At 72.3% G+C, this 22,995-nt stretch carries 18 protein-coding genes; 11 read left to right on the top strand and 7 right to left on the bottom strand.

Annotation, left to right across the window (positions count from 1 at the left end; translation table 11 throughout):
- Positions 1 to 41: 41 nt before the first annotated feature.
- From QMF98_RS00500 to QMF98_RS00480, 5 genes are all read right to left on the bottom strand, one after another.
- On the bottom strand, positions 42 to 1,766 hold the full coding sequence (locus QMF98_RS00500) for a dipeptide ABC transporter ATP-binding protein (protein ID WP_337974156.1): 1,725 nt from the start codon (positions 1,764 to 1,766) through the stop codon (positions 42 to 44).
- Positions 1,763 to 2,671, bottom strand: coding sequence for an ABC transporter permease (locus QMF98_RS00495; RefSeq protein ID WP_337974155.1), 909 nt, complete (start codon positions 2,669 to 2,671; stop codon positions 1,763 to 1,765). The genes QMF98_RS00500 and QMF98_RS00495 overlap by 4 nt, the downstream gene beginning before the upstream one ends.
- Entirely contained in the window at positions 2,668 to 3,615 is a 948-nt protein-coding gene (locus QMF98_RS00490; protein WP_291760558.1) for an ABC transporter permease, read from the bottom strand. The genes QMF98_RS00495 and QMF98_RS00490 overlap by 4 nt, the downstream gene beginning before the upstream one ends.
- A gap of 21 nt (positions 3,616 to 3,636) precedes the next feature.
- Positions 3,637 to 5,175, bottom strand: a complete 1,539-nt coding sequence (locus QMF98_RS00485) for an ABC transporter substrate-binding protein (protein ID WP_337974154.1) — start codon at positions 5,173 to 5,175, stop codon at positions 3,637 to 3,639.
- Positions 5,176 to 5,299: 124 nt separating this feature from the next.
- Complete coding sequence (locus QMF98_RS00480; protein ID WP_337974153.1) at positions 5,300 to 5,992, bottom strand: copper resistance CopC family protein; 693 nt, start codon at positions 5,990 to 5,992, stop codon at positions 5,300 to 5,302.
- A 279-nt stretch (positions 5,993 to 6,271) separates the two neighbouring features.
- Between QMF98_RS00480 and QMF98_RS00475 the strand changes: the two genes are divergently transcribed.
- The gene (locus tag QMF98_RS00475) at positions 6,272 to 7,288 is read left to right on the top strand and encodes a LacI family DNA-binding transcriptional regulator (protein ID WP_337974152.1); all 1,017 of its coding nucleotides are present in this window, start codon (positions 6,272 to 6,274) and stop codon (positions 7,286 to 7,288) included.
- A gap of 13 nt (positions 7,289 to 7,301) precedes the next feature.
- Here the strand turns inward: QMF98_RS00475 and QMF98_RS00470 are convergent, their stop codons facing one another.
- A complete protein-coding gene (locus QMF98_RS00470; RefSeq protein ID WP_337974151.1) occupies positions 7,302 to 8,378 on the bottom strand; it encodes a hypothetical protein in 1,077 nt (358 codons plus the stop codon).
- Positions 8,379 to 8,644: 266 nt separating this feature from the next.
- Here QMF98_RS00470 and QMF98_RS00465 point away from each other — a divergent pair, with 266 nt between their 5' ends.
- The 9 genes from QMF98_RS00465 to QMF98_RS00425 all read left to right on the top strand — a co-directional run bounded on the left by QMF98_RS00465 (position 8,645) and on the right by QMF98_RS00425 (position 19,010).
- The gene (locus tag QMF98_RS00465; protein ID WP_337974150.1) at positions 8,645 to 9,049 is read left to right on the top strand and encodes an RbsD/FucU domain-containing protein; all 405 of its coding nucleotides are present in this window, start codon (positions 8,645 to 8,647) and stop codon (positions 9,047 to 9,049) included.
- On the top strand, positions 9,046 to 9,666 hold the full coding sequence (locus QMF98_RS00460) for a KpsF/GutQ family sugar-phosphate isomerase (RefSeq protein ID WP_337974149.1): 621 nt from the start codon (positions 9,046 to 9,048) through the stop codon (positions 9,664 to 9,666). The genes QMF98_RS00465 and QMF98_RS00460 overlap by 4 nt, the downstream gene beginning before the upstream one ends.
- On the top strand, positions 9,663 to 10,598 hold the full coding sequence (locus QMF98_RS00455) for a ribokinase (protein ID WP_337974148.1): 936 nt from the start codon (positions 9,663 to 9,665) through the stop codon (positions 10,596 to 10,598). Before QMF98_RS00460 ends, QMF98_RS00455 begins: the two co-directional genes overlap by 4 nt.
- 41 nt (positions 10,599 to 10,639) lie before the next feature.
- Positions 10,640 to 11,851 carry a glycoside hydrolase family 183 protein gene (locus QMF98_RS00450; RefSeq protein WP_337974147.1) on the top strand — a complete coding sequence of 404 codons (1,212 nt, stop codon included), beginning with the start codon at positions 10,640 to 10,642 and terminating at the stop codon, positions 11,849 to 11,851.
- 49 nt (positions 11,852 to 11,900) lie between these two features.
- The gene (locus QMF98_RS00445) at positions 11,901 to 13,274 is read left to right on the top strand and encodes an ABC transporter substrate-binding protein (RefSeq protein ID WP_337974146.1); all 1,374 of its coding nucleotides are present in this window, start codon (positions 11,901 to 11,903) and stop codon (positions 13,272 to 13,274) included.
- A 114-nt stretch (positions 13,275 to 13,388) separates the two neighbouring features.
- Complete coding sequence (locus QMF98_RS00440; protein WP_337974145.1) at positions 13,389 to 14,363, top strand: carbohydrate ABC transporter permease; 975 nt, start codon at positions 13,389 to 13,391, stop codon at positions 14,361 to 14,363.
- Positions 14,363 to 15,184 (top strand): carbohydrate ABC transporter permease, encoded by an 822-nt coding sequence (locus QMF98_RS00435; RefSeq protein ID WP_337974144.1) that lies wholly within the window; start codon positions 14,363 to 14,365, stop codon positions 15,182 to 15,184. Before QMF98_RS00440 ends, QMF98_RS00435 begins: the two co-directional genes overlap by 1 nt.
- A 26-nt stretch (positions 15,185 to 15,210) precedes the next feature.
- A complete protein-coding gene (locus QMF98_RS00430; RefSeq protein ID WP_337974143.1) occupies positions 15,211 to 16,326 on the top strand; it encodes a glycoside hydrolase family 172 protein in 1,116 nt (371 codons plus the stop codon).
- The gene (locus QMF98_RS00425) at positions 16,323 to 19,010 is read left to right on the top strand and encodes a GH116 family glycosyl-hydrolase (protein WP_337974142.1); all 2,688 of its coding nucleotides are present in this window, start codon (positions 16,323 to 16,325) and stop codon (positions 19,008 to 19,010) included. Before QMF98_RS00430 ends, QMF98_RS00425 begins: the two co-directional genes overlap by 4 nt.
- A 194-nt stretch (positions 19,011 to 19,204) precedes the next feature.
- Here the strand turns inward: QMF98_RS00425 and QMF98_RS00420 are convergent, their stop codons facing one another.
- The gene (locus QMF98_RS00420; RefSeq protein ID WP_337974141.1) at positions 19,205 to 20,551 is read right to left on the bottom strand and encodes an HNH endonuclease signature motif containing protein; all 1,347 of its coding nucleotides are present in this window, start codon (positions 20,549 to 20,551) and stop codon (positions 19,205 to 19,207) included.
- Positions 20,552 to 21,130: 579 nt separating this feature from the next.
- Between QMF98_RS00420 and QMF98_RS00415 the strand changes: the two genes are divergently transcribed.
- A complete protein-coding gene (locus QMF98_RS00415; protein ID WP_337974140.1) occupies positions 21,131 to 22,963 on the top strand; it encodes an MDR family MFS transporter in 1,833 nt (610 codons plus the stop codon).
- The last annotated feature ends 32 nt before the right edge of the window (positions 22,964 to 22,995 follow it).

Raw genomic sequence — 22,995 nt, 5'->3', positions numbered from 1 at the left:
CCCGGACGAGCCGCGACCGCGCCGGGAGCGACCCCCGGAGCTCAGGCGCCCGCGGTCCGCAGCCGCGGCGCTGCGGCGACCAGCTCGGCGGTGTACGGGTGCAGCGGGTGCTCGTACACCTGGTCGGTCGGGCCGCACTCGACGATCCGGCCCTCGTTCATCACCGCGACGGTGTCGCAGGTGCGCCGCACCACCGCCAGGTCGTGCGAGACGAACAGCAGCGTCAGGCCGTACTCGTCCGCCAGGTCGGACAGCAGGTTGAGCACCTGCGCGCGCACGGACACGTCGAGGGACGACACGGCCTCGTCCGCGACCAGGAGCTGGGGGCGGGTGACGACGGCCCGCGCGATCGCGATGCGCTGCCGCTGGCCGCCGGAGAACTGGTGCGGGTAGCGGTCGAGAGCCGTCGCCGGCAGCCCGACCGCGTCGAGAACCTCCGCCGCCCGCGCCCGCCGCTCGTCGGCACCCACGCCGCGCAGCGGTTCGGTGACCACCTCGGCGATCCGCATCCGCGGGTCCAGCGACCCCATCGGGTCCTGGAAGACGATCTGCGCGGTCCGCCGCAGCCAGCCGAGCGCCCGCTCCGGCGTGCCGACCACCTCGCGCCCGGCGATCCGCACCGAGCCGGCGGTCGCCTGGTCCAGGCCCGTGACCAGCCGCAGCAGCGTCGACTTGCCGCTGCCGGACTCCCCGACCACGCCGAACCGCTGCCCCTCGCGCACCTCGAACGACACGTCGCGGACAGCCTGCACGTGCGTGGCGCGGCCGATGCGGTGCGGGCGGACGTAGGTGCGGCGCAGATCGGCGACGGCGAGCAGCGGGGCCGCGCCGGGGACGTGGTTGAAGACGCGCGTGCCCTCGTCGGGCAGCACCTCGTGCGGGCCGGTCTCGGTCGTCCCCGCGCCCGCCGTCGCTGTGTCGGTCGTCCCCGCGCCCGTCGTCCCGGCGCCCAGGTCCAGCACCGTCACCAACCGGCCCCGGGCGTCCGTCGCCAGGGCGGACACCGCCAGCAGCGAGCGCGTGTACGGGTGCTGCGGCGCCGAGAACACCCGGTCCAGCGGGCCGGCCTCCACCACCGCCCCGTCGCGCAGGATCACCACCCGGTCGCACAGGTCGGCGACGATCCCCAGGTCGTGCGTGACGAACACCAGCGACGTGCCGGACCGTGCGACCTGCTCGCGCATCAGGTCGAGCACCCGCCGCTGCACCGTCACGTCCAGGGCTGTGGTCGGCTCGTCGGCCAGCAGCAGGTCCGGGGTGTTCGCCATCGCCATCGCCAGCATCACGCGCTGCCGCTGACCGCCGGACAGCTGGTGCGGGTAGGCCCGCGCCGCGGCGGCCGGGTCCGGCAGGCCCACGCCGTCGAGCAGCTCCACGGACCGCGCCCGGGCAGCCCGTGGCCCCCCGGCGAACCCGTGCAGCGTGAGGATCTCGGCCACCTGGCGGCCCACCGGCAGCAGCGGGTCCAGCGCCGTCATCGGCTCCTGGAACACCATCGAGATCCGCCGCCCGCGCAGCCGCGCCGACGCCCGGTCCCCCAGCGTCAGCAGGTCCCGGTCCTCGCCGTCCAGCCGCGCGGCGCCCGTCGCGCGCAGCGTCTCGGGCAGCAGGCCCATCAGCGCCAGCAGCGTCAGCGTCTTGCCCGAGCCCGACTCGCCGATCAGCCCCACCCGCTCGCCGCGCTCCACGCGCAGGTCGATCCCGTGCAGCAGCTCCCGGGGTCCCGAGTGCACGCGCAGGTCCCTGACCTGCAGCAACGTGCTCACGACGCCGCCTCCAGCCGAGGGTCGAGGCGGTCCCGCAGCCCGTCGCCCAGGAGGTTGAAGCCCAGCACCGTCCACGCGATGGCGACCCCCGGCCAGACGATCAGCAGGGGCTGCACGTAGAGGAAGGCCTGCGCGTCCTGCAGCATCCGGCCCCAGGACGGCGTCGGTGGCGGCGTGCCCAGGCCCAGGTAGGACAGCGCGGCCTCGGCCAGCACCGCGAGCGCGAAACCGACCGACGCCTGCACGATCAGCATGCTGCGGATGTTCGGCAGCACGTGCCGCACGGCGGTGTACAGCGGTCCGCGCCCGGCGGCCCGTGCCGCGAGCGCGTACTCCCGGCTGAGCACCTGCAGCGTCCCCGCGCGCGTCACCCGCACGAACCCCGGCGCCGCGCCGATCCCCAGCGCCACCATGGCGGTCCACGTCGACGGCCCTCGGACCGCCGCGAGCACGATCGCCAGCAGCAGCGCGGGGAACGCCTGCGCCACGTCGTTCCACCGCATCAGCCACAGCCCCGCGCCGCCCTGCCGCGTCATCGCCGCCGCGATGCCGAACGGCACGCCCAGCACCAGGGAGATCAGCACCGCGACCAGCCCGACCAGCAGCGGCACCCGGCTGCCGGCGATCAGCATGCTCGCCGCGTCCCGACCGAGGCCGTCCGTACCCAGCCAGTGCGCGGTGCTCGGCCCCTGCAACCGGTGCAGCGGGGCGGTGACCAGCGGGTCGTGCGGGGTCCAGACGAGCGACACCAGCCCGACGACCACCACCGCGGCGACCATCACGGCCCCGACCAGCAGCGGAGCGTTCCACCGTCGCGTCGTCGGCCGCCCGCCGCTCGTCGGCCGACCACCGCTCGTCGTCCCGCGCCCGCTCGTCCGGCCGGGCCCGCTCGTCGTCGCGCTCATCGCGCCCGCCGCAGCCGCGGGTCCACCAGCACGTACACCAGGTCCACCAGCAGGTTCAGCGCCAGCACCAGCAGCACCACCACCATCACGACGGCCTGCACCTCGACCAGGTCGCGGTTGGCCACCGACCGCAGCAGCAACGACCCCAGCCCGGGGATGACGAACACCGTCTCGATCACCACGGCCCCCACCAGCAGCCCCGCAAGCTCGACCCCGGTCACCGTCACGACGGGCACCAGGGCGTTGCGCAGCCCGTGCCGCCGCAGCGCCTGCCACCGGGTCATCCCTTTGGCCCGAGCCGTCCGCATGAAGTCCTCACGCTGCACGTCGAGCAGCGCCGAGCGCAGGTAGCGGGACAGGATCGCGCCCCTGACCAGGCCCAACGCGAGCGCCGGCAGCACCAGGTGCCGCAGGAACCCGCCGACGCCGTCCACCGGCGCCACCCAGCCGCCGGACGGCAGCCAGTGCAGCCGCACGGCGAACACCGTCACCAGCAGCAGCCCGGCCAGGAAGCTCGGCACCGAGATGCCCACCTGCGTGGCCGCCGAGAGCGCCGCGCCGTCGGCGCGCCCCTGCCGCACCGCCGCCAGCAGCCCGGTCGGCAGGGCGATCAGCGCCGCCACCACCATGCCGGCCAGCACCAGGAGCAGCGACACCTGCATGGCGTTCAGCACCTCGGGCCCCACCGGCGCGCGCGTGGAGTACGAGATGCCGAGGCTCCCGGTCGCCAGCTGACCGAGCCAGTGGACGTACTGCGCCGGCAGCGACCTGTCGAGGCCCAGCTGGTGGCGCAGCGCCGCGACCTGGTCGGGCGTCGCGTCGAGGCCGAGCTGCGCCCGTGCCGGGTCGCCCGGCAGCACGGCGAGCAGCACGAAGACGACCACCGACGCCACCAGCGCCGTCAGGGCGAACACCCCGAGGCGCCGCAGCACGGTCAGCAGCATCGACGGCCCACCGGTCGGGCGTCAGCCCGTGACGGAGACGCCGGCCAGGCCGATCCCCACGCCCAGGTCGTTGGTCGGCATCCCGTGCACGGCCGTCGTGGACACCACCACGTTCGGCGGGTTGTAGAGCCACACCCCCGCGGCGTCCTTGATGATCGCCTGCACCGCGTCGGTCATGTGCGTGATGTACGAGTCCTCGTCGGTCGCCGCCTTCGCCGCCGCGAAGTCCTTCCCCACCGCCGGGTTCGAGTAGCTCCAGTAGTAGCTCGGGTTGCCGTAGTTGGTGACGTTGCGCGGCTCGACGTGGTTGACCACGGTCAGGTCGAACTGGTGCTGGGTGAGGGTCTTGTCCACCCACACGGCGGGGAACTCCTGGGTCTGCAGGGTGGCGGTGATGCCCACCGCGGCCAGGTCGGACTGCACCACCTGGCTGATCGCCTGCGCGTACGGCCGGTTCGGCACCGTGAAGGTGAGGTTCAGCCCCGTGACGCCGGCGTCGGCCAGCAGCTGCTTCGCTGCGGCCGGGTCGTACGGGTACGGCTCGTCCGACCTGACGAAGTACGGGTCGGTCGGCACCGCCGGTCCGTGCAGCTCCGTCGCGACGCCGCCCGTGGCCGCCGCGACCACCGCCTTCTTGTCGATCGCGTGGCTGATCGCCTGCCGCACGCGCACGTCGGCGAGCGCCGGGTTGGCCTCGTTCATCGACAGCACCACCACGCCCTGCGAGCTGCCGGCGGTCACCGTGAACCGCGGGTCGGCCTTGAACGATGCCAGCTGGTCGTACGCCTCCGCCTGGTACAGCGCGTCGACACCGCCGGACCGCAGGGCGTTCGCGGCGGCGCTCGCATCGGCGAAGTAGTCCAGGTCCACCTGCTTGACCAGGGCCTTCGCGCCCCAGTAGGCGTCGTTGCGGGTCAGCACCAGCTTCACGCCGGTCTGGTACGAGGCGACCGTGAACGGTCCCGTGCCCACCGCCTTGGTGGCCAGGGAGTCCACCGCGTCGGGGGAGAACATCGCACCGAGCGGACCGGCCAGCCAGAACGGGACCGTCGCATCCGGCTTGGTCAGCACCACCTTGGCCTCGGTGGGGGAGACCACCTCCACGTGGTCCAGCACCGCGAGGTTGCCGGGGGTGTTCGCCTTCCACGTCTTGACGCGCTCGAGGGAGAACTTCACGGCGGCCGCGTCGAACGGCGACCCGTTGCTGAACTTCACGCCCTCCCGCAGCGTGAAGTCGTACGTCAGCCCGTCCCGGCTGACCGTGTACCCGGTGGCCAGCAGCGGCACCACCTTGCCGTCCTGGTCCAGACGCAGGAGGCCCTCGTACACGTTGCCGAGCAGCGCCTGGAAGATCGCGGCGCCGCCCGTGCTGGTGAAGTCGAGGTTGGCCGGCGCGGCGGCCAGGCCGAGGCGGAGCGTCGCGTCGGTGCGGGCGGCGGCGGTGGACGACGAGGCGGTCGGCTTCGGTGACGCACCCGCGGTGCACCCCGTGACCGCCAGGGCCGTGGCGACGAGAAGCCCGATCGCGGCGAGGGCGTGAGGCCCACGTCTGGTGCTCATCGGAGGTCCTTTCGGGCGGGAGGCGGGACGCACGGGCGCGAGCGCCGCTGTCCAGGTCAACGTGTGGGGGGTTCGGCTTCGTCCCCGACGTCGGTCGCCGGGGCGGCCAGCTGGGGACGCGGGCTCAGGGCTGCGGCTGCTCCGATGGGATCCCGGTGCCGCTGGAGGCGTCGGGCCCTGAGTCAGCACCGGCCTCAGCGCGGGAGTCAGCACCGGCGCCGAGCGCCTGGCGCCGACGCCGACCGAGGGCAGCCGCCGCGGCCGCGAGCACCAGCACCGCGCCGACCACCAGCCAGTACGACGGGCGGCCGGTCGACGCGGACGGCGCCGGGTCGGCCGAGGCTGTCGGTGTCGGCGCGGGGCTGGCGGCGGAGGGGCTGGCGGCGGAGGCGCCCGGCGTGGCGCTGGGCACCTGCGACGGCGCGGCCGAGGCTGTCGGGGCCGCGACGCCGACCGCCGACGTGGCGGCGAAACGGAAGGTGCCGGAGACCGGGTGTCCGTCGGCAGAGGTCACGCGCCAGACCACCGTGTACGTGCCGGCCGGGCGCGCCGCGCCGAGGGGCTGTGCGACGGTGGTCGGCCCCAGCTGTGGGTCGCCGGTGCTGACCACCGACCCGTCAGGAGCCGTCACCTTCACCTCGGTGCCGAGCGCGATCGCCTTGTCGGTGAACGTCAGGGTCACCTGGTCCGGGGCCGTCGCGACGGTGGCACCGTCCGCGGGGTCGGTGGACACCAGCTCGTCGTGGGCCGACGCCGGCAGCGCTCCGAGGAGGCCAAGTCCCGCCGTCGCCGCGACCACGGCCGTGGCGACGGCCACGAACCTCCACCTGCTGCTGCTCCGTCTCGGCACGGACCGCACGCTAGTGCGCCGCGACCCGCTGGGCCGAGCCGGGAGTGCTGTGGGGTCGGCGGTGGGCGACCCGGGGCGGTTCCCGCAGCCCCGGCCTGGCACGGGCGCGTGGACGTGGTGACGGCTGCGCGTCAGGGACCAACGGCCCGCGGTACGGACCTCGCCGGACACCCGGGGAGCCCGTGGGGTGAGACGGCGCCGGTGCGAGCGAGCAAACGATTCCCAACCCGTGCCACGATGCTGACCGTGGTCGACGGACGCCCGATGAACATCCAGGACGTGGCACGGGTCGCCGGCGTGTCAGCCGCGACCGTCTCCCGCGTCCTCAACGGTCGGGACTCCGTCGACGCCGAGATGGCCGCGCGGGTGCGCCAGGCGGTCGCCGAGACGGGGTACGTGCCCAACAGCAACGGTCGAGCGCTCCGCCGGCAGGTGTCCGACGTGTGGGCGGCGATCGTCTCCGACGTCCAGAACGCCTTCTTCACCGGCATGGTGGCCTCGCTCGAGTCGGTCGCCGCGCAGCGCGGGCTGTCCGTGATGCTCTGCAACACTGACGAGCACCTGAGCCGTGAGCGCGTCTACATCCAGACCGCGATCGCGCAGCGTATGGCCGGCGTCGTCATCGCCGCCGCATCGGCCAAGCAGTCGAATCTTGCACCGTTGCTCACCGCCGGCATCCCCGTGGTCGTCGTCGACCGGCGCGTCGACAGCTACACCGGCGACACGATCTTCGTCGACAACCACCTCGCCGGCCGGCTCGCTGCGGAGCACCTGATGCAGATGGGGTACAACCGCATCGCCTGCATCGCCGGCCCTTCCGAGGTCAGCACCACCGAGGAGCGTCTGGCAGGCTTCCGCGACGCCCTCTCCAAGGGACCGCACCCGCTGAGTCCGTCCATGGTGCGACGTACCAACCTGCGCCCGGAGGGCGGCGAGGTCGCGATGCGCGCCCTGCTCACGTCCCCGCACCCGCCGGACGCCGTGTTCACCACCAACGGACCGCTGACGGTCGGCGCCTACCGGGCGATCCAGGCGGCCGGGCTCGAGATGCCGCACGACATCGCCCTGGTCGGCACGGACGACGACCAGTGGACCCGGATGGTGGTGCCCGGCGTGAGCGTGATCCGCCAGCCGGTCGCCCAGATGGGCGCGCTCGCCGCCGAGCTGCTGCTGTCCCGCGGCTCGTCCGCGCACTCCGCGCCGCAGCACATCGTGCTGGACCCGGAGCTGCTGGTCAGGGCCTCGTCGACGCGCCGGGCCTGAGCGTCACCCGGCGTCAGACCGCGGCGCCGTGCCGGCGGACGGCGGCGACGAGCTCCTCGTCGTCGGCGTAGGGCTCGCACCAGTAGACGACCTCCTGACCGTCCCGGAACGCGTCGACCACCTCGAGGTTCTCGTACGCCGGTCCTCCGGGGATCGGCGAGGCGCTGGCCCAGTACGCCCGGCGCGCGTTCACCTGCGCGGCCGCCGAACCGCTCGGCTCCTCGACGCGCCAGCCCTGGACCGCCCGAATCCCCTCGTAGCGCCAGTGGGCCGCCGTGCCGGCCGCGTGGACCGCCGACCAGGGGCGCTCCTCGTCCGGAGTCGCCCACACCAGCGCGGCGGCACCGTCGCGGTGCAGCCGGTCGAGCCCGAACCGGGCGTGCGGCGTGAACTCCGTGCCGGTGAAGCCGGGCCACAGCTCGGCCGGCGTGACGACGCCGTCCGCCAGGTGCAGGCGCCGCAGCCGCGCGTAGTTGCCCATCGTCGCCGACAGGATGCAGGCGGTGAGCTCGGCGCTGCCGGGTCGCCGCAGCGCCGCGAGCGACACCTCGCGGGGTCGGTCCGCCCGGAACCGGACCCGCACCACCACCTCGGCGCCGTTGTCGAACCGCTCGCTGTGGACGTGCACCGTCAGGCGCTCGACGCCGCCCTCGTGCGTGACCACGCCCGGCACGGGCTCGTCGGTCGGCCGCGGTGAGCCGTTCGACGGGTCGTGGGACGCCCAGAACCGCTTGCCCGGACGGTTGTCGAGCGCGCTGTGCTCGAGCTCCGAGTAGCCGCGGTCCGTGGCTCCGGAGGCGAGCGGCTCCACGGCGACGAAGTTGAGCAGCCGCGTGCTCCCGAGGTACGGGGCGAAGACGCGCAGCAGCCCGCGCGGACCGAGCCCGGGCTCGATCCCCACCTGGATGCCGTCGGGATGGCCCCACCGCGGCGCGTTGCCGTTCGACGGGTCAGGTTGCAGCCATACGGACGCCTCCACCGAGTCCGACGACGTGCCGACCGCCTCGACCGAGGCCATCGTCCCGGCGCCCGCCGGTGCTGCGGGCAACGGCGCGCCGATGGCCAGACGGTAGACATCCCAGCAATCCATTTCAAGGGTGGAAGCCCGGCAGCCGGGGCCCGCCCCGACGATCCGGGACGAGCGGCGGGCATCTGCTTCGACTGCGTGACAGGTCGACGGCGGGGGAATATGTGCATCCACCTGCACAAACGCATGGTGTCCACCCTGCTGCGCTCCGGAGCTGCCGCGACCGTCGGGTCACAGTCCGGCAACGGCCTGTTGACCGTCCCCGCACAGGAGGTGTAGACAACGGGAAATCGATTCCCCGTCCGGGGATGTAGACGAACGGAGCAACGGTGCTCGCTGGCATCCACCCGCTGCTGACGGGAACCCTGCTGCATCACCTCGATGCGATGGGGCACGGCGACTGCGTGCTCGTGTGCGACGCGCACTTCCCTGCCGATCGGCTGGCCCGTGCGGTCGTCGACCTGCCCGGTCTCGACGCGGACGCCGTCGTCGAGGCGATCTGCACGGTGCTCCCGCTGGACGTGCCGACCTCTGCGGTGCTGATGCAGCCCGAGGACGTCGAGGCCCCGGCCGTCACCGCGCTCCGGGACGCCTGCCCCGCACCGACCGAGGCCGTACGGAGCCTCACCCGGTCGGCGTTCTACGACGCCGCTCGCGGAGCTCGGCTCGCCATCCGCACGGGCGAGCGGCGCACGTTCGGAAACATCCTCCTGTTCAAGGGTGTGGTCGCATGAGCGGCGCGACCCTCGACGAGGCCCTCGCGGCGGCCGACCGTGCGATGGCGGCCGAGTCCGAGGCGATCGCGATGACGCGCCTCGTCGTGCGGCCGGCACTGGCGGACGCGCTGCGCCTGCTCAGCCAGACGCGTGGCCGGGTGGTGGTGTCCGGCCTCGGAAAGTCCGGGCACATCGGCTCGAAGATGGCCGCGACCCTCGCCAGCACCGGCACGCCCGCGTTCTTCGTGCACTCCACCGAGGCGCTGCACGGCGACTCGGGGATGGTCACCCGGGACGACGTCGCCATCCTGATCTCCTACTCCGGCGAGACCGCCGAGGTGTGCCAGTTCGCTCGGATGGTCCTCGCGCGCGGTGCCGCGGTGGTCGCCATGACGGGTCGGCCGTCCTCGAGCCTCGCGGCGCTCGCCCGGGTGCACCTGTCGATCCACGTCGAACGCGAGGCCGACCCGCTGGGGCTGGCGCCGACCGCGTCGACCGCCAGCACCCTCGCTCTGGGGGACGCGCTCGCCGCGGGCCTGATGACGCTGAACGGGTTCACCGCCGAGGAGTTCGCGGTGTTCCACCCCGGCGGCTCCCTCGGGCGCCAGCTGCTCGGGGACCGGAGCATCGCATGAGCGCCGACGTCTGCGTCGTGGGCTCCTTCATGATGGACCTGGTCGCCTACGCCCCGCGCCGGCCCGAGCCGGGCGAGACGCTGATCGGTACCGGGTTCTCCTCCGCCCCGGGCGGCAAGGGCTTCAACCAGGCGGTCGCCGCCGCGCGGGCCGGTGCGCGCACGGCCATGGTCGGTTGCGTCGGCGACGACGAGATGGGTGTGCAGTTCCGCGCGATGCTCGAGGCCGAGGGGATCGACGCGACGGCGGTCACCGTCCGGCCCGACGCGGGGACCGGTGTCGGGCTGCCGCTGGTGGAACCGAGCGGCCAGAACTCGATCGTCGTCGTGCCCCGGGCGAACCACGTCGTGGACACCGCCCAGATCGTCGACGCGGCGCCCGTGATCACCGGCGCGAAGGTGCTGGTGATGCAGCTCGAGCTCGCCGTGGAGGCGGCTGTTGCGGCCGCCCGGATCGCCCACGAGCGCGGTGTGACGGTGATCCTGAACCCCGCACCGGTGTGCCCGCTGCCGGCGGAGCTGCTGGAGCACGTGGACGTCCTGGTGCCCAACGAGGGCGAGCTCGCGGCGCTGAGCGGCGAGCCAGGTGCCGACCCGGCGACGTCCGCGGCCGCGCTCCGAGACCGCTGGGGACTTGACGTCGTGGTGACCCTGGGCGAACGTGGCGCGCTCGTGCTGACCCGGGACGGCGCCGTGCGGCGCGTGCCGGCGCGAGCCGTCACCGCGGTGGACACCGTGGGTGCGGGGGACGTGTTCTGCGGCTACCTCGCCGCCGGGCTCGCCCAGGGGCTCGACCTCACCACGGCCGCCGACGCCGCCAACGCCGCCGCAGCCATCTCCGTCACCCGGACGGGGTCGGCGGCATCCGCCCCGACGGCCGACGAGGTGCGCGCGCTGGTCGCGGCACCCACCTCCGTGGTCAGCCCCCGCTGATGCGCCCGCCGGACGCGTCACCCGATCGCTCGAGGAGGACCGTGCACCGCCGCCAGGTCGTCAGGAGCCTCGCCGCCGTCGCGGCCGGGACGAGCCTGCTGCTCGTCGCGGCGTGCGCCGGTCGCACTCCGTCCCCCGGCGGCGGCGCGCGCTCCACCACCGGCACCAGCCCGTCCGCCGCCACCAGCCTCCCGCCCGGTCCGCCCGCACCGGCGTCCTTCGTCCTGCCGAGCTCGACGCCCTTCGCGCTCACCGGCGTGCGGGACGTGACGCAGGTCGGCCAGATCAGCGGTGCGGACGCCCCCGGCAGCACGGTGCGCTGGGGCATGGGCTACGCCGACCTCGGCTCGATGTTCGAGGCGAACGGCAAGGTCTGGTTCACGTTCGGCGACAACTTCGCCAGTCGGGCGGAGGGCGCCACCGGTGGCGGCGGCACCGGCTGGCGGTCCAACGCGATGGCGTGGACCACGGACGCCGACCCCTCGGACGGCATCACGCTCGGCGGCATGGTCACCGACGACCTCGGGCTGGCCAAGGAGCTGCTGCCGTCCAAGAAGGTGGACGACGTCGAGATGACGGTGATCCCCACCTACGGCTTCGAGGCCGGCGGGGCGATGTACCTGCACTGGATGTCCGTGCGGCACTGGGGCGCCCCGGGCGAGTGGGACGTCAACGACGCGGGCCTCGCCCGGTCGACCGACCAGGGGCAGAGCTGGACGGTGCTCGACGGCCCCCGCTGGGGCGGTACGTCCGGGTTCGTCCAGGTGGCCACCCACCACGTGACCGAGGACGGCGTGGACACCCTCTACGTCTGGGGCATCACCCACGGACGGTTCGGCGGCGTGCACCTGGCGAAGGTGCCCGCGGCGAAGGTCGAGGACGCCTCCGCCTGGCGTTATCTCACGACCGTCGACGGTACGGGGAACCCCACCTGGGGTACCGAGGCGGCACGGGCGACGACGATTCTCGACGACACCGTCGGAGAATTGTCGGTCGCGTGGAACGCCTATCTCGGCCGCTGGGTGATGACGTACCTCAAAGAAGGCACAGGAATCGTGATCCGCGAGGGCCTGTCCCCGTGGGGACCGTGGGGACAGCCGATCACCCTGGTCGGAGCGCACGACGTCGCCGGTCCTTACGCGCCCTACATGCTCGACCGGTACACGGCAGATGGCGGGAAGACGATCTATTTCACGTTGTCCATCTGGGATCCGTACGAAGTCTTCTGGTACCGCGCCGACCTGCAGAAGTAGGTACGGCGAGCTGTTGGCGCAGCGACGCGCCCCGACAGGAGGAGGAGAAATGAGGCGAGGCAAGGGGCTGACAGCCCTCACGCTGGCGGTCGCCGGCGCGGTCACGCTCGCTGCGTGCGGCACCGGGTCGAGCGGAGGGTCCGGCACCACGGCGGCGGCCGGCGGGGGGGTGGGCACTGCCTGCGCGAGCCCGACCACCGTCACGTTCTGGCAGCAGAAGTTCGAGGACTACCAGCAGGCCTGGTACAAGAAGTACGTCGACCAGTTCAACTCGTCGCAGACCTGCGTCAAGGTCGACTACAAAGTGGTACCGGCCGACACCTGGACCCAGAAGCTGCAGGCGGCACAGGCCGCGGGGAACCAGCCGGACGTCGTCACGACGAACTACGGCAACATCAAGCCGGGCGTCGCGCAGGGCCAGTTCGCGGCCCTCGACGACTACCTGCCGGCGTCAGCGCTGGCCGACATCAAGCCGAACGTCGCGCCGTTCGTCACCGAGAAGGGCAAGCACTGGGGCTACCCGATGCTCGTCGAGCCGTCCGCCGTGCTGTACATCAACAGCGACATGGCCAAGGCCGCGGGCCTGGACCCGGCGAGCCCGCCGAAGTCCTGGAAGGACCTCGTCGACTGGTCCACCAAGCTCACCTCCGGCAACGTCAAGGGCATCACCATCGCGTCGGTCGCCACCGAGCTCGGCTGGTCCAGCTGGGGCCTGCAGTACAACTCCTGCGGCCACTTCCCCATCACCGACGACTGGGCCTCGGCGCGGGCGACCGACTCCTGCTTCGCGGACGTCGTCAACCTGTACAAGACGCTGTACCAGAACAAGCTGATGCCGCAGAACCCCAAGGTCGGCTACACCGACGCCGCACCGTTCGAGAGCGGTGAGGTCGCGATGATGGTCAACGGCTCGTGGGCCCTCGGCGCCATCAAGAAGGACAAGCCCGACCTGCTGGCCAAGACGGTGGTCGCCGCGCTGCCGACCAAGGACGGCGGCACCGGGGAGACCACCGCGACGCTCGGCGGCTGGACGCTGACGCTCGACGCCAAGTCCAAGCACCCCAAGGAGGCGGCTGCGTTCATCTCCTACCTGGCGGCCGGCGACCCGAACATCATGGCCGACTTCTTCAAGCAGGCCGGCTACTCGAAGTACACGACCCGCACCTCGGTGGACAAGGCGATCGCCGCCAACGACCCCAGCACCACCCAGGACGCGAACATGAAGACGATCTCCGACGACATCGTCGCCCACGGGATCGCCGAGCCGGTCTACCCGTGGGACATCTCGCTCGCGATGGGCACGGCCATCGAGTCGGGCATGAAGGGCACGGCACCGGTCGACGCGGCGCTGAAGACCGCGAACGACTCCATCAACAGCACCATCCAGAAGCAGCAGCTCAAGGGCACGGCTCCGCAGTCCTGACGACCCGGACCCGTCGGCGTCCCGGGGGTGGCCATCGAGCCGCCTCCGGGACCGCCGTCGAGCGGGCCGCCCTTCGACGGCGACGCAGCACACACAGGAAGGGATGACACGCAGATGCCCACCACGCAGGCAACGACGCCGCGAAAGCGGCTGGGCAGCGTCACGGCGGAGGTCGTCGAGGCGGGAACACCGGAGCGGCGCAGCAGCAGCGCGAACCGCGAGGAGCGGCGCACGGCCTACCTGATGCTGGCGCCGATGGTGGTGCTGCTCGGCATCTTCGTCGTCTGGCCGCTGGTGTACGCCTTCAAGCAGAGCATGTACCAGGGCAACTTCTACAAGGCCCCCGTGTTCGTCGGGCTGAGCTTCTACAAGTACGTGCTCACCGACCCTGGCTTCTACCAGTCGCTGAAGGTCGGCGGCTACTACGCCGTGATCGTGGTGCCGGGCGGCATGCTGATCGCCCTGCTCCTGGCGAGCTTCATCAAGACCCTCGGCGCCCGGATGGCGTCGTTCATGAAGACCACGGTCTACCTGCCGACGGTCGTCTCCGCGGTCATCGCCTCGGTGCTCTTCCGCCTGATCTACGCCGACCAGGGCCTGGCGAACTGGCTGCTCGGCGTGGTGAACCTCGGGCCGAAGAACTTCCTCGGCAACGCCTCGATGGTGATCCCGGCGGTCGCTGTACCGGGCATCTGGCTGGGCCTCGGCATCACCACGCTCATCATGCTGGCGGGACTGCTCGACATCCCGGAAAGCTACCTCGAGTCCGCTCAGCTGGACGGCGCCGGGTTCCTGCAGCGGACGTGGTACATCACGCTCCCCCTGCTGAAGAACGTCCTGCTGTACCTCTTCGTCACCGGTCTGGTCGCGGCGTTCCAGGAGTTCCTGCTGCCGTTGCTGATCGCCAACGGCGGGCCGGTGAACGCCTCCACCACGCCGAACCTCTACATCTTCAACCAGTTCCGCAGCGCCACCCCGTACGCGATGACGTTCTCCATCACCGCGTCGCTGGTGCTGTTCATCGTCCTCGGCACCATCTCTGCGCTGGTGTTCCGCCTGATCAAGTCCGAGAAGGCGGTGGACGCCTGATGGTCCGGTCCCGACGCTCCCTCGCGGCGAAGTGGATGCTGCTCGTCCTCATCGCGTTCAGCATGCTCCTGCCGCTCGCCTGGATGGCGCTGTGCGGTTTCAAGCGCGACCTCGACGTGCTGAAGACGCCGTTCGCCGTGCTGCCGCAGGTCTGGGAATGGCACAACTACACGGCGATGCTGCACGACAGGCAGTACATGACGGCGGTGGGCCTGACGATGGTGGGGGCGGTGATCTTCACCGCCCTGAGCATCGCGGTGAACGCCTTGGCCGCCTATGCGTTCGCGCGCCTGGAGTTCCCGCTCAAGAGGGTGCTCTGGGTGCTGTGCATCATGCCGATGTTCGTGCCGGCGATGTCGATCCTGATCACGTCGTTCGTCGTCGTGTCGAAGCTGCACATGCTGAACACGCTCGCGGTGCTGATCATCCCCGGCGTCGCCTCGGCCGCCCAGATGTTCTTCATGCGGCAGTTCTTCCTCGGCATGCCGACGGCCGTGGAGGACGCGGCTCGGATCGACGGCTGCTCGCGGTGGCGGATCTTCCTGAAGATCTTCGTGCCCAACTCGGGGGCCGTGTTCGTCGTCGTCGGGATCATCTCCTACATGGCGTACTGGAACGCCTACGTGTGGCCGATCCTCACGATCAGCAACCCGACGCTGCAGCAGATCATGCCGGTGCTGGCCAACTTCCTCGACGACCGTGGCCCGCAGTACGGGCAGCTGATGGCCGCCTCGACGTTGGCCGCGCTGCCGACGATCGTCCTGCTGCTGGTGTTCCAGCGGCACATCGTCGCCGGCGTCCGGCTGTCCGGCATCAAGTAAGTCGTCGCACGCAACGAGGGGTGGACATGGACCTGCGCAGCATCAGCGCACTGAACGACCGGCAGACCCGGTCGATCTCGCCGGAGAACTTCACCGGTGCCGTCGGGCACGGCGGCCGGGCGACCGAAGGCACCGGCGCGTGGAACGCCCGCGACCTCGGACCGGGCTGGAAGATCTCCCCCAGCGTGGACATCGCCGCCGGCGAGACGTTCGAGCTGGCGAGCATCGAGGGCGCCGGGCGGATCACCCACGTGTGGATCACCACGCACACGGACAACTGGCGGACCCTGCTGCTGCGCGCCTACTGGGACGGGTCCACCGAACCGGCCGTCGAGGTGCCGTACGGCGACTTCTTCTGCAACGGCTGGGGAGTCTTCGCCCAGGTCAGCTCGCAGGTGGTCGCCGCGAACCCGCACGGCGGGTTCAACTCGTACTGGCCGATGCCGTTCCGCACCGGGGCGCGGCTGACGCTGGAGAACACCTCGGACGTCCAGGTGCGCGTGTACTACCAGATCACCTACGAGGTCGGCGGCGACCACTCCGGCGAGGGCTACTTCCACGCCCAGTGGCGGCGCTCCAACCCCCTGGCGGACAAGGTGCCGCACACGCTGCTCGACGGCATCGAGGGCTCCGGCCAGTACGTCGGGACGTACCTGGCGTGGGGCGTGAACGCCAACGGCTGGTGGGGCGAGGGCGAGATCAAGTTCTACCTGGACTCCGACGACGAGTTCCCCACCATCTGCGGCACCGGTACCGAGGACTACTTCGGCGGCGCGTGGAACTTCGACGTGCCCGGGCAGGGCTACACGCCGTACACCACGCCGTACCTCGGCCTGCCGCAGGTGATCCGGCCCGACGGGCTGTACGTCTCGCAGCAGCGGTTCGGCATGTACCGCTGGCACCTGCCGGACCCGATCCGGTTCCACGAGCGGCTGCGGGTGACCATCCAGGCCCTCGGCTGGCGGTCCGGCTGGCGCTACCTTCCGCTGCACGACGACATCGCGTCGACCGCGGTCTTCTACCTCGATCGTCCGACCGCCCACCGGCCGGCCGCACCGAGCGCCGACGACCTGGAGGTCCACCTCGGCACCGCCCCCGTGCCGGACCTCGGCAGCACGCCGCCGCGGACGCCGCGCGCATGACGGACGCGTCGGTCCTGGACAACGCCTCGGCGCCGGCCGCGGCACTGCCCCTCGGCGGGATCGGCACGGGCAACCTGGCGATCGGCGCGGACGGCGCGCTGCGGCAGTGGCAGCTGCACAACCTCGGCAACCACCTCGGTGAGCTGCCGAACACGTTCTTCGCCCTGCGGTACAGCGGCCTGCAGCCGCCGGTCGACGGGCTGCGCGTGCTGCAGGCGCGGTCGTTCGCGACACCACCGGTGCCGATGGTGAACGACGCCGCGGTCCCGGCCTGGCACGAGGAGCTGTTCGGGGCGTTCCAGCCGGTGACAGGCACCCGGCTGCGCGGCTTCTACCCGTTCGCCGACCTGGAGGTGGTGGACGCCGACCTGCCGGTGGGCGTGACGATCGAGGCCTTCAGCCCGCTGGTGCCGCACGACGCCGACACCAGCTCGGTCCCCGCGGCGATGTTCACGGTGCGGCTGACCAACCGGTCCGACGACCACCTGCACGGCTGGTTCGCGGGTGCCCTGCAGAACGACGTCGGTGCCGACGGGGTGGTCAACCCCCGCGGCACCCATCACCCGGGGTACGGCGGCAACACCAACCGCCTCGAGCGCGCCGGCCGGTGGACCACGCTGGTGTGCGAGAACGGCTCGATCCCGGACGGCGACCCGCGGGCGGGCCAGCTGGCGCTCGCCCTCGAGGGGCACGGCACCGTCGCGCAGCTGTGCTGGTCGACCCCGGCGGACCTCGCGGAGCGGCTGCGCGCGCTCGTCGTGCCGGGGCTGCCCGAGGACGGGTCGCTCAGCGCGTTCGTCGGTGGCGGCGACGAGCTGGGTGGCAACGGCTGGCGGGGACCGAGCCCCGCCGGGCAGACGTGGGCCGGCGCCGTCGCGGTGCCCTGGCACCTGGCACCCGGCGAGTCGACGGCGGTGCGTGCCGTCCTCGCATGGTCCTTCCCCCACCGGTTCGTCAACTACCCCGACTTCGGGCCGCGCCACCCCGAGCGTGGCCTGTCCAGGTTCTGGCTCGGCAACTGGTACGCGCGCCGCTACCCGCGCGCCACCGACGTCGTCACGGACGTGACGGCGCGCTGGGAGGAGCTGCGCGGCGCCTCGGACGCCTGGCGGCGCACGCTCCGCGACTCGTCGCTGCCGACCGACGTCGCCGAGCGGCTCGCAGCGCAGGCGGTGCCCCTGCGCACCCCGACGGTCTTCCGGGCCGGCACCGGCGAGGTGTTCGGGTTCGAGGGGGTGAACGGTGCGTCGACCCTGCACCACGCCGGCGCGGTCGGCGGCTCGTGCCCGCTGAACTGCACGCATGTGTGGAACTACGAGCACGCGATGGCCGCGCTGTTCCCGTCGCTCGAGCTGTCGATGCGCGACACCGAGCTCGACGTGGCCCAGGCGCCGGACGGCTCCCTGCCGCACCGCGTCATCGCCCCGACGTACCTGCCGCAGCTGTGGGACGTGACGATCGGCGGCCCCGACGAGCCCGCGCTGGACGGCATGCTCGGCGCGGTCCTCAAGTGCTACCGCGAGCTGCGGGCCGGAGCCGGCGACGCCTGGCTGTCCCGGCGGTGGCCGCGGATCGGCGCGCTGCTCGACCACGTCGCCCAGCGGTGGGACCCCGCAGGCACCGGGGTGCTCTCGGGCATCCAGCCGAGCACCCACGACATCGACCTGCGTGGCACCAACCCCTTCATGGGCACCCTCTGGCTCGCGGCGTTGCGCGCGGCCGAGGAGCTGGCGTTGCTCCAGGGCGACGACGCGCGGGCCCGCTGGTGCCGCGACCGGTTCGAGGCGGGATCCGCCGAGTACGACCGTCGCCTGTGGAACGGCGACTACTACGTGCAGGTGTTGGCGCCGGACGAGCCTGACCGCTTCCAGTGGGGACCGGGCTGCCTGTCCGACCAGCTGATCGGCCAGTGGTGGGCGCACACCCTGGACCTCGGCTACCTGCTGCCCCGCGAGCACGTCGTGCAGGCGCTGCGCGCCGTGGTGCGGCACAACCGCCGCACGTCGTTCCGCGACGCGGGGCACCAGGACCGGGTCTACGCCGACGGCGACGACTCCGGGCTGGTGATGTGCTCGTGGCCCACGGGTGGGCGGCCGACCGTCCCCACCCGGTACGCCGACGAGGTGTGGAGCGGCTCGGAGTACGAGGTGGCCAGCCACTGCCTGTACGAGGGCCTGGTCGACGAGGGCATGGCGATCCTGCGCGGCCTGTGGGCACGGCACGACGGCTCCCGGCGCAACCCGTGGAACGAGGTGGAGTGCGGGGACCACTACGCCCGGTCGATGGCGGGCTGGACCGTGCTGACTGCGATCACCGGGCAGCAGCACGACGCCGCTCGCGGGACGCTGTCGTTCGCGCCGATCGCGGCGCTCCTCGCGGCGGACGACCGTGACGACCACGCGGGCATGGCGCGCCTGCCCTTCGTCACCGGCGAGGCGTGGGGCACCGTCGAGCTCGGTCACGGTGGCGCCGCCCTGCGCGTGGAGCACGGCAGCCTGACGCTGTCTGAGCTGCGCCTGCCTGGCCGGTTCGGGGCGGTGCCCCGGGTCGCGGTGGACGGCGTGGAGCTCGACAGGGCTGTGACCGGACTGACGGACGAGTCGGGGACCGGTTCACGGATCGTGCTGGGACTGCCCCGTGCGGTGATCGGTGCGGGGCAACGACTGACGGTCCGTCGTCCTTGAGCCGGTCGCCGTGACCGTCCCGTGCGGTGGCACATCCGTCGGGCATTCCGTGCCCAGCCGGGCGAGCAGGCGTCCGCGCTGCACCGCGAACCGGTCCGGGCACAGCCGAGCAGTCGCCCTCGACGTATCCGCCCGCGCTGGACCGCACCCGACCGTTTCCGAGCTCCTCACCCGACGGTTCGGACTCCTCATCGTCATGCGGACCGGGCCACGGGCGCGCCGTGGCGCGTGCGGAACCCGAACCCACCGCTCGGCGCCGCGTCGATCTGGATGTCACGCCGGTGCACGACGTCGTGGTGGTGCCAGCACAGGAGCACGCCACGGTTCACGTCGGTCTCGCCCTGCCTCGCGGCCCAGCCGTCCAGGTGGTGCACCTCGCACAGGGCCGGCGGCGCGCTGCACCCGGGATATCGACAGGTTCCGTCACGGGCGATGACCGCTCGACGCCGTGGTCCGGAGAAGGTCCGCTCGGCACGGCCCGCGTTGATCACCTGCGAGTCCGGACCGAAGACCACCCGGCTGATCTCGCTGTCACAGGCCAGCCGTGCCAGCACGGAGGGCGGCACCGGACCCGACCCGAGGACCTCTGCGACGGCGAACCGCTCGACGTCGGCCACGGCCGGGAGCCGGAATCCCCGACGGGAGCCACCGAACCGACCGGCGTCGGCTGTCCCGGCACGGTCCGCCCCGCCCCTCCCGGCCCTGTCGGTACCGACGACCCGGCGCAGGGTCTCGAAGTCCACGACGCAGGACACGTGGGGCCGGACGGCGGCGCCCGTCCCGACCAGACCGTGGTCGAGGCACAGCCGCGCCACGTCTGCGAGCGCCTGGGCGCGACGCTGCGGCGTCGAGCGGCTGTCGTCCGGCGCCGGCGGCGTCATCACGGAGTCGAGGGCCGAGCTGAGCACTGCACCGTGCTCGGTGGTGAGGAACCCGGCGAGCTGGACGCCGCCCGTCGTCGTCGACAGGGTGACGTGCTCCCGGTCGCAGGCGTCCCGGTAGCCACGCTCGTCCGCCTCCGGATCAGCCGCCGCCGCCCATCGCTGGACGAGCCGTCGGAAGGAGCCGACGGGAAGCACCTTCGCCTCAGCCGTCAGGAACCCTTCGCCGCACTCCTCCGCCGGAGCGGCGAGCGCAGCGCGTCGGGCGTCCGACGTGGGTGCGAGCCTGGCGAGAACGGCCGCCTGCTCGGCGCCGATCTCGCCGTCGAGGGCCCCACGCGCCGTGGCCGGGAGGTGGTCCCGCAGCGCCCGACCGGTCGCGACGACCTCACGCGCGCGGGCGACCGACAACCCCGACGCGGCGGCCAGCCAGTGGGAGAACGACCGCGCACCCTCCAACGCCCACCACCCGTCGGCGTCCACCGTCACAGCGAGGCAGGAGGACGCGACCACCAGCCTGTCGAGCTGCGCCCGGACGCCGAGGAGGAGGTCGATCGAGTCCTGGCCGCCGCGGTGGTCCGCCTCGACAACGCGCACGAGCCCGACGACGTCGTCCACCGCAGCCGTCAGGGCGAGAAGGGTCGACGCGGCACCGGTCATCCCCTGCGGTCCAGCCGCACTCTGAACCGCCGATATCCCACCCACGCCTTCACCTCCCTCTGCACATTCCCCGGCCGCCGCACCGGCTTTCCACTCGAACGACACTACCGACGACCACTGACATAGCGGTTGGTGCGTAGGCGCAGGTCAGCACACTGGGGAGCCCTCATACACCCCGACGTGAATTGGGTGGAAAAGGCCGGCCCTCAGTCGAGGAAATACGGCAAATCAGCGGGGTTGTGGACGGTTCGACGGATCCCCGTCCGGCCGCACGCAGGCCGGGGCGCGTCTCGCCGTGCTCGTCGGGACAGCGGCTGACGATCGATCGCACCTGAGCCGACCGTCGTCGCTGCACGGCCGCCGCCGGCGCACAGCGGGAACACATCTCGCTGTGGACGGTGTTGTGCGGGGAAGCTGCCGACGGACGTCCTGCGACGCCTTCGCTCGGCCCTCGCACCGCGGTGCGCCCCGCGCGCCGCAACGAGCAGCACCCGACCACACCGCACCGCCCCGGCGACGACGCACCGTCCCAGCGACGACGCACCGTCCCAGCGACCGCCCAGAGCCCGAGAAGGTCCGATGTCCTCTCGCACCGACCAGCAGAGCACCCCGGAGGCCTCGCCTCCCGCCGCCTCAGGGGCCGCGTCCCCGGCGTCGCCACAGTCCGCCGGCCTGCACGCCCCGAGCCACCGCGAGATCCTCACGATCATCGGCGGCCTGATGATCGGCATGTTCCTCGCGGCCCTGGACCAGACGGTGGTCGCGACGGCGATCCGCACCATCGGCGACGACCTGCACGGCCTGTCGCTGCAGGCCTGGGTCACCACGGCGTACCTGCTGACCTCGACGATCGCCACGCCGCTGTACGGCAAGCTGTCCGACATCTACGGCCGCAAGCCGTTCTACATGACGGCGATCGGCCTGTTCGTCATCGGCTCGATCCTCAGCGGCATGGCCGGGTCGATGTACCAGCTGGCGCTCGCCCGCGGCCTGCAGGGCCTGGGCGCCGGCGGCCTGATGAGCCTGGCGATCACCATCCTCGGCGACCTCGTCGCACCCCGGGAGCGCGCGCGCTACCAGGCCTACTTCCTGGCGGTGTGGGGCACGTCGTCCGTGCTCGGCCCGGTGATCGGCGGGTTCTTCGCCGGCACCCCGCACATCCTCGGCATCACCGGCTGGCGGTGGGTGTTCCTGGTCAACGTGCCGCTCGGCCTGGTCGGCATCGCGGTGATCTGGCGCGTGCTGCACCTGCCGCCGCTGCGCAAGGTGGAGCACCGCATCGACTGGCCGGGCGCGCTGGCCCTGATCGTCGCGCTGGTGCCGCTGCTGCTGGTCGCCGAGCAGGGCCGCGCGTGGGGCTGGGGCTCGGGCAACGCGCTGCTCTGCTACACGATCGGCGTGGTGGGCATCGGCCTGTTCCTCGCGGCGGAGACCCGGGCCGGCGCCGACGCGATCCTGCCGCTCTACATGTTCCGCAACCGGACCTTCTCGGTCGGCGCGGGCGCCAACGCCGTCATCGGCCTCGGCATGTTCGGCGGCCTGGCGACCCTGCCGCTCTACCTGCAGATCGTTCGGGGCCTGAGCCCGACGAAGGCCGGCCTCGTCCTGATCCCCTTCACGGTCGGGATCATGACGGCGTCGATCGCCTCGGGTCAGACGACCGCCCGCACCGGTCGCTACAAGGTGTTCCCGGTGGGCGGCACGGTGCTGATGGGCATCGGCGCGCTGCTGTTCTCCCGGCTGTCCCCGACCACGCCGATGGCGCAGTTCTTCACGTACTCGGTGGTGTTCGGCCTCGGCCTCGGCTTCGTCATGCAGCCGCTGGTGCTCGCCGTGCAGAACGCCGTGCCGGCCAAGGACATGGGGGTCGCCACGTCGTCGTCCCTGTTCTTCCGGCAGATGGGCGGCACCCTCGGCACCGCGGTGTTCCTGTCCGTGCTGTTCTCGACGGTGGGCGACAACATCGCCACGGCGTTCCGGGCCGCCGTCAAGACCCCGTCGTTCCTCGCGGCCGTGGCGGACCCGGCGGTCGCGGCCAACCCGGCCAACGCCGCCGTGATCGGCATGCTCAAGGGTGGTCCTGCCCCGTCGCTGGACGACTCCGCCTTCATCAACGCCCTCGACCCGCGCCTCGCGCAGCCGTTCCTGGTCGGCTTCAGCCAGTCGGTGGACAAGGTGCTGCTGCTCGCGGCGATCGTCATGGTGGCCGGCATCGTGCTGACCCTCCTGGTGCCCGAGCTGCCGCTGCGCAACGTGTCGGGCATCCAGAGCCGGCAGGCGGACGAGCGGGCGCACGACGAGCGTGCGGCGGCAGCCGACGAGCGCGTGTCCGACGAGCGCACCGCCGCCGCGGACGTAAAGGTTGCTGTGAATCCGGCGACCGACGGGCAGCCGGACGCCGCGACCGACTAGCGTCGGTGCAGGTCAGGACGTCTGACCCTTGC

The organism is Cellulomonas sp. NTE-D12, from assembly GCF_027923705.1.
Classification (GTDB): Bacteria; Actinomycetota; Actinomycetes; order Actinomycetales; family Cellulomonadaceae; genus Cellulomonas.
The sequence above is the reverse complement of the archived record's forward strand: the minus strand, read 5'-3'. Positions and strand labels throughout refer to the sequence as shown.